The sequence below is a fragment of the Pseudomonas sp. TH08 genome, assembly GCF_016651275.1.
Taxonomy (GTDB): domain Bacteria; phylum Pseudomonadota; class Gammaproteobacteria; order Pseudomonadales; family Pseudomonadaceae; genus Aquipseudomonas.
On sequence record NZ_JAEKEE010000001.1, the window covers coordinates 1,433,016 to 1,446,886 of the forward strand.

Consider the following 13,871-nt stretch of genomic DNA (forward strand, 5'->3'; position numbering starts at 1 on the left):
GCGGTACTGAACAATGAAGGTTTTTATGACGACTCAAGCAAAGCAAAAACTCGCGGTGGCCGTTGCCACTGCGTTGGCGGTGGGCGTGCTGTTGTATCTGGCAGTGCCAGGCCTGTTTGGCAAGCGTACGCAGCAGAACACCAATGACGCGTTCGTCTCCGCTGATTTCACCTTGGTGGTGCCGCGCGTGGCCGGGTTCATCAAGGAAGTGCTGGTGGAGGACAACCAGCGGGTGAAGGCCGGGCAGTTGCTGGCGTTGATTGATGACCGCGATTTGCGTGCTGCCGCCGAAGCGGCTGATGCGCAGACACTGGTCGCCCGTGCGCAGTTGCAGAACGCCAAAGCGACGCTGGAGCGCCAGACTTCGGTGATCGCTCAGGCACAGGCTTCGGTAGTGTCGGCCAAGGCTGAAATGGCTTTCGCCCAGCAGGAATTGAATCGCTACAACCATTTGGCAGGCGTCGGTGCCGGCACCGTGCAGAACGCGCAACAGGCCCGTACGCGCATCGATCAGGCCTCCGCGCGGCTGGACACCGCGAGCGCAAAACTGGCCGCCGAGCGCAAGCAGGTCGAAGTCCTCACCGCGCAGCGTAATGCCGCCGAGGGCACTTTGAAGCACGCACAAGCGGCGCTGGAAATCGCCAGTTTCGAACTCTCCTACACGCGCATCACCGCGCCGCAGGACGGCATGGTCGGCGAGCGTGCCGTGCGTGTTGGCGCCTATGTGACGCCGGGCAGCAAGCTGCTGGCGGTGGTGCCGTTGCAGCAGGCCTATGTGGTGGCCAACTTTCAGGAAACGCAATTGACCGATGTGCATCCCGGGCAGCAAGTGCAAGTGCACGTCGATAGTCTCGGCGGTGAAGCCCTGCGTGGCCGCGTCGAGAGTATCGCTCCGGCCACCGGCGTGACCTTTGCGGCGGTGAAGCCGGACAACGCCACCGGCAACTTCACCAAAGTGGTGCAGCGGATTCCGGTGAAGATTGTGCTGGAGCCGGGGCAGCCACTGGCCGAGCGACTGCGGGTGGGGATGTCGGTGGAGGCGAGTATCGATACTCGCAGTTCGGCGACGTCGGTGCGTGAGGTAACTCAGCGATGAAAGGTGTTGAATCGGCTGGCGCCATCGCTGGCAAGCCAGCTCCCACAGGGTTCCTCGGCGGGACCAAACAATTCGGGCAACCTGCGCAATCCCTGTGGGAGCGAGCCTGCTCGCGAAGAGGCCAATGGCAGCAACTCATTTTGGCTGCCTTGCTCGCAATAAGTCTCAGCGCCTGCACAGTGGGGCCTGACTTCCAAAAGCCCGAAGCCACGCAAATCGCCGACTGGGCAAAACCGAGTAAATCCGCCCCCAGCCAAACCGTCAGCGAACCCCTCAACGAACGCTGGTGGGAAGTCTTCAACGACTCGCAACTTTCGGCCCTGACCCAGCGCGCCGTGAAGAGCAACCTCGACCTGCAACTGGCCGGCAGCCGCCTGCAACAAAGCCGCGCCGCGCGTCAGGTGATCAGCGCTGATCGTTACCCGAACACCGCCGCCACCGGCAGCTACGCGCGCAAACGCAACAGCGGCGAAGGCCTTACCGATCCTTCCGGTAACAACGGCGATTCCGCTTTCAATCTGTGGGACGCCGGTTTCTCCGCCTCATGGGAGCTGGATTTCTGGGGACGCGTGCGCCGTGAAACCGAAGCCGCCGACGCCAACCTCGAAGTCGCCGAAAACGACCGTCGCGGGGTGCTGTTGGCTGTGCTCGCCGACACCGCGCAGAACTACATTCAACTGCGCGGCGTGCAAAACACCCGCGCCGTCACCGAGCAGAATCTCGACGTCGCCCGCCACAGCCTCAAGCTTTCGCAACTGCGGCTGAACGATGGCGTGGCCACTGATCTGGACGTCGCCGAAGCCGCCGCGCAAGTCGCCGCCATCGAATCGCGGCTGCCGGCGCTGGAGCAACGCCAATCGCAACTGATCAACGCGATCAGCCTGTTGATGGGCGAGCCACCGCAAGCCTTGGCCAGAGAGTTATCCACAGACGCCGCCGTGCCGCAGTCGCCGCCGCAAGTCGCTATCGGCCTGCCGTCGCAACTGGCCGAGCGCCGCCCCGACATCCGTCAGGCCGAAGCGCGACTGCACGCCGCCACTGCCAACATCGGCGTGGCCAAAGGTGATTTCTATCCGCGCATCACGCTGTCCGGCAACCTCGGCTCGCAGGCCATGCAGCTCAGTGATTTCGGCTCCTGGGGCTCGCGTGCTTTCGGCATCGGCCCACAATTCAGCTTGCCGCTGTTCGACGGCGGACGGCTGCGCGGCATGTTGCAGTTGCGTGAAGCCCAACAGCAGGAAGCCGCCATCGGCTACCAGCAAACCGTGCTGCGCGCCTGGCATGAAATCGACGATCAACTGACCGCCTACAACGCCAGCCAACGCCGCCGCGACAGCCTCGCCGAAGCCGTACGGCAGAACCAGATCGCCCTGCGCACCGCGCAACAGCAATACGTCGAAGGCGTGGTCGATTTCGTCAACGTCCTCACCGTGCAAGGCGCGTTGCTGGCCACGCAGGAGCAGTGGGTGGAAAGCTCGACGGGGGTTTCGCTGGCGATGGTAGGGTTGTACCGAGCGTTGGGTGGAGGTTGGGAGTCGGTTTATCCGATAGCGAAACTTGCTACCAGTAATCCGGTTTGATCGCCGGTTTCTTGTGCGTGGGCACTCGGTTTGGAAACTGATTAAGGAGCAATTCTTCCGCAGTGATTACTCGTCGCAGCCAGTGAGAGTGATCTTTCAGGGAGCCTGGAGTGGGCCGGTTCAAACCGGCCCTGTGGGGAAGAATGACGCCAACGATCAGGTGAGGGAAATCTGCGCGTATGGCTCTCAATGCGGGGGTGATATCGGTGTCACTCGAAACCAGTACGAGTTGTTCGACACGCTCTTCCATTGCGAACAACACTTGCTGGCAGGCAGTGCGATACATGCTGATTGCTATATGAACATCGGTTTCTTTTTCTTCCAACTTCCAGATATCGACTTTGTCCTGACGTGACGCATGGGTGTTTTTATCTACAAACCTTGGCGCTTTGGCTGGCTCTAATTGATGTCTTCCGAAATGCACGGCGACCTTGCTGGCACGCAAAGCCCTTATGTATGCATCCTGAGCCTCTTTGGAAACGCGGCCACGGGTTGCCAACTGGGGTTTGATTGGAGAAGTGAAGTAGTCAATCGATACGATTGAGCTTTGAGGGTTTTCTATGAAGGTTATGTGCGTCAGCAGGCTGCGCAGGTCCAACCATTTATAGGGTGTACCAGCGAGCAAGCCGTAAAACAGGTTGTAGCCATCAACGAAAAATGCGGTACGCACAAAAAATCCTCAGAAACGAAAAAACCGGCCTAAGCCGGTTTTTTCATCCCCAACTGCCAGCGAACTGAATCGCTACGTACGGGGTTGAGTAAGGCAATCCTAGATTGAGCGCGTCATGCAGGTCAACCACCAAATAATTGCAGGCTCACTCCGCTGGTTTATCTCCAGCACCGGCTCGCCAGTTTTGGTTGCTGATACCAACCGGGGTCAAGCCATTTAGGGGCTTCTGTATTAGAGGTTGTTGCAGGGAGAGGTACATTTGCCCTGCGTTCATTCTCTTAGGTCGCTTGTCTATCACCCCTTTCGCAATGAGCAATTGGTAGCTTCCTCAACTCGTGTAGGAAGTCGGTGTTTGCCTACCTTTCTTAAACAACCATGGAGCAGCCCTCTCTTTTGAAACATTACATTTCCATGGAGTGATGGCCTTTCGCTTGACGCTAACTTCCGCTGTCGTAGACTCCGCACATCCGTCAGGGAGTAGCGGTTATGCAGCGTTTTCGTGGTTGGGTTGTCGGATTGACCTTAGTTACGTGTGCAGTTCAGGCGCAAACGCCCGGGCCAGACGATCCGCTGCTGGATAACGCAGCGACCGGCGCAGCTGCGCCGAGCAGTGAGGCGCGGGGTGTGTTGCGCGCTCGCGATCAGGCGACGCTGGCCAGTGAGCTTTCCGGGCGGATTGTCGAGTTGCCGTTCAGCGAGGGTGAGTCGTTCAAGAAGGGCGATACCCTGGCGCGATTCGATTGCTCGGCCTATCAGGCCCAGCTCAATGCTGCGCAGGCCGCCAATCGTGGTGCCGGTGAAGAGCTGGCGCACAATAAGCAACTGGCCGCGCTCAATTCAGTTGGGCGCTTCGAAGTGGCGCGGGCCGAGGCCAAGGTCAGCGAGACCCAGGCGCAATCTCAGGTTTATCAGGTGCAGGTCAAACGCTGCAGCGTGATCGCGCCGTTCGATGGGCAAGTGGTGGAACGCAAGGTTCAGCGCTATGAAAGCGTGCCGGCCGGCGCGCCGCTGCTCGATGTCGTCGACAATCGCACCCTGGAAATTCACTTGCTGGTGCCGTCGCGCTGGATGGCCCGGCTCAAGCCCGGTCAGACCTTCAGCTTCGTTCCCGATGAAACCGGTCAGCCGATCGACGCCACCGTCAAGCGTCTTGGTGCACGAATCGACGAGGGCAGCCAAACGCTGTTGCTGGTCGCAACACTCCCCGAAGCCAAAGGTTTGCTGGCCGGCATGAGCGGCACCGCACGTTTCCCGGAGCTTAAGTGAACGCCCCGGTGAGCGGCGGCGCCGAGCAGGTATTCGCGCGGTTTCTCGATCTTGAACGCCAGACCCGCGCTGCCCGTGATACTGCGCAACTGGCCTACAGTCTGGTTAATGACGGCCAGTCGCTGTTCGGTTTTCGTCATGCCGCGTTGTTGATTGCCGGCAAGGTGCAAGCGGTGACCGGCGTCAGCGCGGTCGAACCGAATGCGCCGTTTGTGGCATTCGTCGAGCAGGCCGTGGCGCAGCTGTTCAAGCAGGATGTGCTCCAGCAGGCGCGAGTGATTGCCCCCGAATTGCTGAGCGACAGCCTCCAGGCCGACTGGCGCAGTCTGTCCGCCGCGCAGGTGTTCTGGCTGCCGCTGATTGATCGCGACGCGCAGGTATTCGGCGGCTTGTGGCTGGCGCGTGATGTGCCGTGGAATCCCTCCGAACAAGTGCTGTTATCGCAACTCGGCGACACCTACAGCCATGCCTGGCTGGCGCTGCAACCGCGCAAGCCGTGGCGACTGCGCTGGACGCGCAAACGTCAGGTGGCGCTGGTTGCCGTGCTGTTGCTCGGGTTGTTGATTCCGGTGCGCCAATCAGTGTTGGCGCCGGCCGAAGTGGTGCCGCTGGGCGGTCGTGTGGTGGCAGCGCCGCTGGACGGAGTGATCGCTGAGTTTCTGGTCAAACCCAATCAGACGGTGAAAACCGGCGACGTCCTGGTGCGGTTTGAAAGCACCACGCTCAAGGCTCAGGCCGATGTCGCTGAACGCGCACTGGGCGTGGCCGAGGCGGAACTGAAATCCAATTCCCAGCGCTCGTTTGCCGATGCCGAATCCAGTTCACGCGTGGATTTGCTCGCCGCCCGCGCCGAGCAGAAACGCGCCGAACGCGACTACGCCCGCGAGTTGCTCAATCGCAGTGAAGTGCGCGCTGAACGCGACGGCATCGCAGTGTTTGCCGATGCCGAACGCTTGACCGGCAAACCGGTGCAGACCGGCGAACGTTTGATGGAAATTGCCGATCCGAACCAGGCTGAATTGCGCATCGAACTGGCGGTGGGCGACGCGATCTCGCTGGAACCGGGGGCCGAAATCTCGCTGTTTCTCGACAGCGATCCGCTGAAGCGCCACCTCGCCACGCTGGAGCGCTCGGCCTACGAGGCGCAACCGACCGCCGGCGGGCAGCTTGCGTACCGGTTGGACGCCAATTTCACCGATGCCCCACCGCGCATCGGCCTGCGCGGCACGGCGAAAATCTTCGGCGATCGCGCACCGCTGGCGTTGTACCTGCTGCGTCGGCCACTGGCCGGCCTGCGTCAGAGCGTGGGCCTGTAAATGCATCTGCCGAGCCTGCGTGCCGACCTGCAATTGTCGCCCGCGGCGCCGGCATTGGACGGCTCGCCGCGCTGGACGTTGGCCGATCCGGTGCGCGGGCGTTATTTCAAACTAGGCACGGCGGCGATGCGCCTGTTGCGCCACTGGTCACTGGGCGATGCCGAGCAAATCTTGCGCGCGGCCAATCGCGAACCGGGCCTGCCGCTGGACGGCACGGAGCTTGAGCAGTTGCTGGAGTTTCTGCGCGGTCACGATTTGATCAGCGCCATGGACGATCAGCAGCGCGCCAGTTACCGGCTCAAGGCTTTGGCGCAGAAGCAGAGCCTGTGGCAAATCCTGCTGCATCAATACCTTTTTTTCCGCATTCCACTATGGCGCCCGGACGCGTTTCTCAATCGCGCATGGCCGTGGCTGGAGCGCTTCGGTCCGCGCCTGCTGCGCTACGGTTTGCCGGCAACATTGGCATTGGGCGTATTTCTGGTCTCGCGGGACTGGCAGCGTTTTGTCGGGACGTTTCCGCACCTGTTCAGCCTTGGCGGCGCGTTGGCGTTTGGCGTGGCGTTGTTCTTTGCCAAGCTCTGTCATGAGTTCGGTCATGCATTCATGGCCAAACGCGCAGGGTGTCGGGTGCAGAGCATGGGCGTGGCGTTCATGGTTTTGTTGCCGATGTTCTACACCGATGTCAGCGATGCGTGGCGGGTCAATGATCGGCGCGCGCGATTGCTGATCGGTGCTGGCGGGGTGCTGGCCGAATTGTTGTTGGCCTGTATCGCGTTGCTGGCATGGTCGTTGTTGCCGGACGGGCCGGGACGCACGGCGGCGTTCATGCTCGCCAGTGCGACATGGATCACCACGCTGGTGGTCAACCTCAATCCCTTCATGCGCTTTGACGGTTATTTTCTGATCAGTGATTTCTGGGAAGTCGACAACTTGCAGGGCCGGGCGTTTGCCCTGTGTCGCTGGCGTTTACGCGAGTTTTTGTTCGGTTATGGCGCACCCGCGCCGGAGCCTTGGTCGCCGAAGATGCAACGGCGTTTGCTGATCTGGGGGTATGGCTCGTGGTTGTGGCGTGCAGCGTTGTTTTTCGGGATCGCGTTGGCGGTCTATCACCTGTTCTTCAAAGTGTTGGGGATCTTCCTGATGCTGGTGGAGCTGGTGTGGTTCATCTTTTTGCCGATCATGCGTGAGTGGCGCCAGTGGTGGAGTCGTCGAGAGCAGGCGCACGGCCCACGCGTGTTGCTCAGTGCTGCGGCGTTGCTCGGTCTGTTGCTGGTGCTGATCGTGCCGTGGCGCAGTTCGGTGGAGTTGCCGACGATGCTTGAGGCCGGGCGCGCCAGTGCGCTGCATGCGCCGACAGCGGCGCGGGTCAAAGCGCTGAGGGTGGCTGATGGGCAGAAGGTCGCACAGGGCGATGTGCTGATTGAGTTGGAGTCGCCGGATCTCGAGTCGCGCTTGGCGATTGTTCGCCGGGAAATCCAGGTTCAGCAGTTGCTGATGCGCCGTCAGGCCGGTCGCAGTGAAACCGCCGCGGACGCCGGCATCGTCGAGCAACGCCTGGCAGAAGCGGTGGCCGAGTACCGCGGCTTGAGCGCCCAGCGCGAACGGCTGCTACTGCGCGCACCACATGCCGGCAGCGTGCGCGATCTGCTGCCGAACCTGAGCGTCGGGCGCTGGCTGTCGACCAAGGATGCATTGGCCCGGGTCGTCGAGGATGGTGCACGGCTGCGCGGATATCTGGCCGAAGCCGAGTTGTGGCGGGTCAAACCCGGCGCCAATGGTCGGTTCATCGCCGACGATCCCATGCACCCGGCGCTCGCTGTGCAATTGAATGAAATCGACACCAATGGCGTGGCTTACGTCGATCAGGAGGCGTTGACCTCTGATCACCACGGGCCGATCGCTGTGCGTCGCGATCAACAGCAGCGCGCGGAGCCGGTGCAGGCGCAATATGGCGTGCGCCTGAGTGCATTGACGACGGCCTCGACCCCGACGCAACCATTGCGCGGCGTGGTGGTGTTGCAGGGCAGCGGCGAATCGCTGCTGGGTGTGGCGTGGCGCCGGGTGGCGGCACTGGGCGTCAGGGAAAGCGGTTTTTAGGGAGAGCAGGATGACGGACAACGCAGCAGTGGCGGCAGAGGGATTGGTAGTACGGCCTTCGCGGGCAACCGACGGGCCGTTTTTGCAAAGTCTTTATCAAGCGGCGCGGCCGGATCTGCAATGGATCGACGGCGAGCCGGAACACGTGCAGCAAGTCGTCGCCCAGCAGTTTCAGGTGCAAGAGCAGGGCATGGGCGACAACTACCCCAACGCCATGCACTACGTGGTGGAAAAACTCGGCACCGCCATCGGCGCGCTGAGCACCGATTTCGGCGCCAATGAAATTCGCGTGTTGTACCTGGCGTTCATCCCGCAGGCGCGCGGCCAGGGCTTCGGCCGAGCGGTGCTGCAAGGCGTACAAAAGGCCGCGCAACAGATCCGCTGCCCGGTGGCGACGGTGGTCTGGACCAATAATCCCCACGCGCGCCGACATTACCTGGCGCTGGGTTTCGCCGTCGAAGAGCGCAACCCCGCCGCCGAACGCCTCGTCTGGTACCCCCAATAACCCCCTGTAGGAGCTGCCGAAGGCTGCGATCTTTTGATTCTGTTTTTTTAACAACAAGATCAAAAGATCGCAGTCTTCGGCAGCTCCGACCTGGGTACAGCTTCAGACAAATACACCTAACGCATTTCCACCGATATGGATTGAGCAATAGCCCAGGAAAGAATAGGCAAGAATCCTCGTCGGAATTATGACCAGGCAACGTAGATTTGAGGGGAAGCGAACAATCTCGTTAATTGCCTGAGAATCAGTGAAAGACAAAAAATCATCATCCAGCAAAAGCATGGTTGAAACGTGGGACAAGCGACAGTATCGACCATAGGCGCCGTCTCCCATCACTCGACGATTTCGGGCGATAAAGTACGACTTCCTGAGCAGGGATTCGATCTCTGCCAATTTGACAAAGCTGATGTATACCTTTGCAAGCACTGCCATAAAAGCCAGCACCAGACAGGCGATCAACGTTGCGATAAAGACAAGTTTCAGGTCGCTGGCGGGTTTTGAGAGGGCAGTGCATAACCACTCGAAACTCAGCCAAAACACAAATAGAGCCGCACCAGCCACGCCGAGTCGGAAGAGACAGCCTGAGATGTTCACCCATTTTTTCAGACGATCAGGAAAAGTCTCAGCTTCCATGATCGCTTGCGGGTCCAGCATTTGAAAATGATCGAAGCGGCCTGTCAGCGCTCTTATTTGCCTGACTCTTCTCATTCTTCCCAATGGTCCGTTTCCCATTTTTTTCCTATTAATGCTTACAAGATCAGAGGTAACGAAGTGGTCTTCCATCTGATTAAGTCGAAAATAGGCTGCGAACAACACCAACGCTTCGCTCAGGATAAAGAGCAACAGAACTACTGCCCATGAGCAGGTAAAAATGAGATGAAGATGAGAGGGGATCACGTGTAGTCCTTAACGTTTATCCAGCGTCCTGAATTCATAAACGGATGGGCATAACTTGATATAAGAATTTTAGCGCACGGTAATTCATCAATTTTTCAAGGGGATTATTTACTCATCTCGTAAAGTTTCTCACCGATTACATCCCCGGCTTGGGTACCGCCATCTGCCATTTGCGCGGCTAGTACACCACTCACAACCAACATGCATACGACTCCACCCGCCCCGGCAGTTCCTACACCAATTGCGGCACATGTCATTGGAGCTATAGTCGGCGCCAGTCTGCCCGCTATCACTCCGCCTAGAACGTTTCCAGACAGCTTCGATCCCTCTATAAATCTAGCCTGACGGCACTCCTCCTCACGTCCGGTGCGACACGTTTCGTAAATCTTCATCGCCGCAGAACTGGCGCCAAGGCCAATGGCCACGTATCCACCGGCCTTCATGTATTTTGCGGCTCGCGCCACACCCTGGATATTTGTCGCGTAGCCAGGCAATTGAGTCGGTGCACCTGCCTTGTTCCAGTTATGTACGATTCTTCGTGAAGATAAACCTAGCGCCCGCTTAAGTTTCGGGTGATCCGGAATACCCGTTGTCTTTCGAACCAACGGGCTCAAACTGACATCAAGCTTCGTCATCAATCTTTTGCGTTGGGCAAAAAACTCCGGTGAGTTGAGATTGCCATATTGGCGATATTGCTCTTCGTGCAGGCGCTTCAATTCTTTAAGCGTGTTCTCAAGCGTTTCAATGTGCTGCCCCACCATGATCGACGCGACACCCAGCCCGCCGGAAGAAACCCCTAGAAATGGCTCAATCACATCATGGTGCTCAACCATGAACGAAGCCTCTTCATCCGTCAGATCCTTAAGCGCTTCATTCACTTTCTCCGCCGCCGCCATCATATGCGCCTCTTCGCGTCGACACATGTAGTTGCGCGAGTCGCTGAAGATGACCATTTGCCCCGGTTTGACCTGTTCGCCGAGGTGACGATTGAGCGAACGGAATTCGCGGCGCAGGGCATCGCTGGGTGTCGTTTCGTACAGCGCACGCTCCAGCACTTCGAGGGTTATGGGTTTTTGGACAATGTGAAAACCCGACTCTGCCGGTTGGGGCAGGGCGTAGGCGTGTTCTTCCACCAGATGCTGGGCGGGAGGTGGCTCGGGTTTGGGTTTGAAGGCGTTCCAAGAGGCGCCGCCGTTATCGGTAACAACGCGTGGTTTCACTAAGACCCACTCGCCGTTGCTGATGGCTTCGACGAGTTTTCGCTGGTTGGCGCCTTGCAGGTAGTTGGATTGATTGAGGCCCATTGCATCGAGCAAGGCATCGAAACCCGGCAGTTCATCCGGGCGATTGAGTGCCTGTCGAAAGGTGTCCATGGCTTGGTGGATGTCGAGTACCTGTTGGCCGTGGAGTTCGCGTTGAGGGATGAGTCTGGTCACGTCCGTGTCCCGTTCTGCAAAACGGGGAACTTTGGCGAGCGAACTCAAGCTTGAATGCCGGGTGATTCTGTTTTGTGTGTAGGGCTATTCCGATTTGTCTGTGGTGTTGATGCTCGGGGTAATGAGCGTCAACCGAGCCCTAGATAACCTCGATGCCCGGATCTGAAATACAAAACACCAGTGGGAGCGAGCCCGCTCCCAAAGGTGTTTTGTATTGAGTCAGTTGAAGGTGACGTGGAAGTAAGCCATCGCCGGGTCCCGGCCCATCGGTGGCACCCGTGAGACGAAGATACCCTCGACCCGTCCCAGTTCCGGTAACTCCAGAGCACACAAGCCGTCGACAAACTCAGTCGGTTCCAGACTGCTCAATTCGACGCTGAACGGCATGCGCTCGCTGTAGCGCATTTTCGCCATGGGCTTTTCTTCAAGGTGGTCGATGTGAAATTGCAACGCAGTGCCGTCGGGCAGGTGCAGGGTGCCGATCCGTCCGAGCAATGCCTGGAAATGTTGGCTTTGAACCGTTTGCAGCATGGTCTCGCTCCAGCCAGTTGGGAGGCCGGGGGAGAAGATCCCCCGGCGATCGGTCAGTTGCGCGAAGGAAATATGCCCTGCAGGGCGATGCTGAAGTTGAGCACCAGATACGGGTTCATGATCGGCAGGGGCAGGCCATTGCCGGTCGGCGTGATGGTCCCGCTGATGGTGGTGGCTGCGCCTTTGAGCGGTACCGGAGATGCGCCCTGAGCGTCGGAAAAAATATTCGCCAGGCCCGGCCCGGTACCCGAAGCGCCGATGTAGGCGTTGGTCGCAGTCGGCGCGCCCGCCGGGTTACTGGCCGGGTTGGCCAGTTGCACGGTGGTGGTGGCCGTGAGCCCGGCCAGGGTGTGGGTGTGGGTCGGCAAGTTGTTGAGGGTGGCGGTGACTTGCTCGGCGCCAGAAATTTCCCCCATCACCCTCGGTGTCAGGCCGGGGCCGTTGCCTTGGCAGATCGGCAGGCGGCTTTGCAGGTTGGGCAACCCGAACGTTTGCTGGCCGTTGCCTCCATACACCGTCCCCAGCAATGCAAACAGCGCCTGGTTCTGGTTGATTCCGATGATCTGACCGTTGCACAAGGCCCAGCCGCTGGGCGCATAGTTGAAGGCAAACGTCAGAACAGTGCCCATGTAAACGTCCATAAAGTCCTCATCCTTCTGATTGGTTGTCGGCGGGCCGCTAGTGGGTTCAGGCTGCTGCTGTTGCCTTGGCACTCCGTGGCCAGGTCACGCCACGCCAGAGCGTAGACGCGGATTGGCAAGGTTGCCGGATGTCGTGAAAGCGCAAACCGGCATCGACGATTCTTGTGCGACTGACCTAAAGTGACTGGCAGGTTTACGGATTCATACGGTCGTAGTGTCGTGGCGCGGCGAGAGGCAGCAATGGCGGTAAACAGAGTAACGCCGGTGGGCGACACCCAGGATCCACACGCGACGCCAGGGTCGTGGTTTGGCAGCTTGCGCGTGATTCGTTGGGTCAGAGAACACTGGCTGTTGCCGATCCTGCTACTGGCGGCGGCCGTACGCTTTTACGATCTGACGGCCGCCGCGGTGTGGGGCGATGAGGGTTCGAGCCTGTTGCTGGCGCAATATTCGCTGGGCGAGATCTGGCACCACGCGGCGTTCGATGTGCATCCGCCGCTGTACTTCATGTTGCTGCACGGCTGGATAGAGCTGTTCGGCGACGGCATTCTCGCGATCCGCAGCCTCAGCGCACTGGCAGGCATTGCGGCCGTCGGGCTGGGCATCTGGCTGGTGGATCGACTGGCCACTCGCCGCGCGGCGATGCTCGCCGGTTTACTGCTGGCGCTGTTGCCGACGGCGGTGCGCTACAGCCAGGAAGTGCGCATGTACTCGCTGCTGGGCTTGTTGCTGATCGCCGCGACACTGGCGCTGGTCTACTGGATCCGGCGTCCGCAACGGCATCGTTACCTGGTGTTTTATGCGCTGTTGATGGGCGCCGCGTTTTACACCCATTACTTCGCCGTGCTGGCGGCGCTGTGTCACTGGATTTATCTGGGCGTGATCCGCGTGCAGCGCGGTTATCGATTCCGCCACATCCAGCGTCCGGCCTGGTGGCTGGCGAATCTGGCGATTGTCGTGTTGTACCTGCCATGGTTACCCAACCTGCTCGATCTGACGCAGCACATGGAGCAGCTCAAGGTTGGCGGCGACGTGGGCTGGGAACCGCCGGTGACGTTGAGTTCGCTGCCGTCAATGATCTGGTCCTGGCTGATTCAGGACGATGGCGAGAATTTGCCCGTGGCGGTTTTCGCCGCATTACCGTTGGCGCTGCTGGCCTTGGCGGCGGTGGCGGTGATCCGCGATCGTAGCGTGTCACGTGGCAGCGTTTTGTTGGCCCTGTACACCGGCCTGCCGCTGGTGCTGGTGTTTGCGGTGTCGTTCATCACGCCAGTGTTCATCGAGCGTTATCTGACCGCCTATGCGCTGGGCCTGCCGTTGCTGGCGGCGCTGGCCATCGACCGTTTGTACAGCCGCGTGCGGGTGTTGGCGTTGGCGGTGCTGATGTCGCTGGTCGGGGTCGAGTGGGTGGGAGTCAGCAACAACGCCACGGTCGACAGCAATGATCAGCTCGATCGGGTGGTGAATTACGTCAATCTGCATTTTCAGGCTGGTGATCAAATCATCACCAGCGACATGCTCTGGTACCTCAGTTACGTTTATTACGACCGCACCGGCGCGCACGTGCGCCTCTTCACGCCACCCGCCGCCGATGGTCACTCGACGCGGCCGAACGATTATGGATTTGGCACGCTGGTGACCGCCGACGTCTATCTCGACAGCCTTGCCGAACTGGCCGGCAGTCCTCGGGTCTGGCTGATCGGAACCTTCGGTGATTCTGGAGAATTTCCGTCGCTGCCCAAGACTTGGCAGTCCAGCGGCGAGGTGCACGCGGGCGGGGTTCAAGCGCGATTGTTCGTGTCGAAAGCGGCGGCTGAATGAGTCCTGAATGGACAA

At 59.8% G+C, this 13,871-nt stretch carries 12 protein-coding genes; 7 read left to right on the forward strand and 5 right to left on the reverse strand.

The window, feature by feature from the left end; all coding sequences use genetic code 11:
- Nucleotides 1-25: 25 nt before the first annotated feature.
- Both JFT91_RS06685 and JFT91_RS06690 read left to right on the forward strand, forming a co-directional pair.
- Nucleotides 26-1,096 (forward strand): HlyD family secretion protein, encoded by a 1,071-nt coding sequence (locus JFT91_RS06685; protein WP_201231886.1) that lies wholly within the window; start codon nucleotides 26-28, stop codon nucleotides 1,094-1,096.
- Nucleotides 1,093-2,676: an efflux transporter outer membrane subunit gene (locus JFT91_RS06690; RefSeq protein WP_201231887.1), complete on the forward strand. Its 1,584-nt coding sequence runs from the start codon at nucleotides 1,093-1,095 to the stop codon at nucleotides 2,674-2,676. Before JFT91_RS06685 ends, JFT91_RS06690 begins: the two co-directional genes overlap by 4 nt.
- Here the strand turns inward: JFT91_RS06690 and JFT91_RS06695 are convergent.
- The gene (locus JFT91_RS06695; RefSeq protein WP_201231888.1) at nucleotides 2,657-3,346 is read right to left on the reverse strand and encodes an NYN domain-containing protein; all 690 of its coding nucleotides are present in this window, start codon (nucleotides 3,344-3,346) and stop codon (nucleotides 2,657-2,659) included. The genes JFT91_RS06690 and JFT91_RS06695 overlap by 20 nt on opposite strands.
- 486 nt (nucleotides 3,347-3,832) lie before the next feature.
- Here JFT91_RS06695 and JFT91_RS06700 point away from each other — a divergent pair, with 486 nt between their 5' ends.
- From JFT91_RS06700 to JFT91_RS06715, 4 genes are read left to right on the forward strand one after another with little or no spacing between them, the layout of a single operon-like run.
- Nucleotides 3,833-4,612 (forward strand): efflux RND transporter periplasmic adaptor subunit, encoded by a 780-nt coding sequence (locus JFT91_RS06700; RefSeq protein ID WP_201231889.1) that lies wholly within the window; start codon nucleotides 3,833-3,835, stop codon nucleotides 4,610-4,612.
- Complete coding sequence (locus tag JFT91_RS06705) at nucleotides 4,609-5,928, forward strand: efflux RND transporter periplasmic adaptor subunit (protein ID WP_201231890.1); 1,320 nt, start codon at nucleotides 4,609-4,611, stop codon at nucleotides 5,926-5,928. Before JFT91_RS06700 ends, JFT91_RS06705 begins: the two co-directional genes overlap by 4 nt.
- Entirely contained in the window at nucleotides 5,929-8,025 is a 2,097-nt protein-coding gene (locus tag JFT91_RS06710) for an efflux RND transporter periplasmic adaptor subunit (RefSeq protein WP_201231891.1), read from the forward strand. It abuts the gene before it with no gap.
- A gap of 10 nt (nucleotides 8,026-8,035) precedes the next feature.
- Nucleotides 8,036-8,530, forward strand: coding sequence for a GNAT family N-acetyltransferase (locus JFT91_RS06715; protein WP_201231892.1), 495 nt, complete (start codon nucleotides 8,036-8,038; stop codon nucleotides 8,528-8,530).
- A gap of 102 nt (nucleotides 8,531-8,632) precedes the next feature.
- Here the strand turns inward: JFT91_RS06715 and JFT91_RS06720 are convergent, their stop codons facing one another.
- The 4 genes from JFT91_RS06720 to JFT91_RS06735 form a co-directional block, all read right to left on the reverse strand.
- Nucleotides 8,633-9,427 carry a hypothetical protein gene (locus JFT91_RS06720; RefSeq protein ID WP_342367167.1) on the reverse strand — a complete coding sequence of 265 codons (795 nt, stop codon included), beginning with the start codon at nucleotides 9,425-9,427 and terminating at the stop codon, nucleotides 8,633-8,635.
- A 104-nt stretch (nucleotides 9,428-9,531) separates the two neighbouring features.
- On the reverse strand, nucleotides 9,532-10,863 hold the full coding sequence (locus JFT91_RS06725) for a hypothetical protein (RefSeq protein WP_201199477.1): 1,332 nt from the start codon (nucleotides 10,861-10,863) through the stop codon (nucleotides 9,532-9,534).
- Nucleotides 10,864-11,082: 219 nt separating this feature from the next.
- The gene (locus JFT91_RS06730) at nucleotides 11,083-11,394 is read right to left on the reverse strand and encodes a DUF6916 family protein (RefSeq protein WP_201199478.1); all 312 of its coding nucleotides are present in this window, start codon (nucleotides 11,392-11,394) and stop codon (nucleotides 11,083-11,085) included.
- A 53-nt stretch (nucleotides 11,395-11,447) separates the two neighbouring features.
- Complete coding sequence (locus JFT91_RS06735; protein WP_201199479.1) at nucleotides 11,448-12,035, reverse strand: phage tail protein; 588 nt, start codon at nucleotides 12,033-12,035, stop codon at nucleotides 11,448-11,450.
- A gap of 240 nt (nucleotides 12,036-12,275) precedes the next feature.
- Here JFT91_RS06735 and JFT91_RS06740 point away from each other — a divergent pair, with 240 nt between their 5' ends.
- Nucleotides 12,276-13,856 carry a glycosyltransferase family 39 protein gene (locus tag JFT91_RS06740; RefSeq protein WP_201231893.1) on the forward strand — a complete coding sequence of 527 codons (1,581 nt, stop codon included), beginning with the start codon at nucleotides 12,276-12,278 and terminating at the stop codon, nucleotides 13,854-13,856.
- The last annotated feature ends 15 nt before the right edge of the window (nucleotides 13,857-13,871 follow it).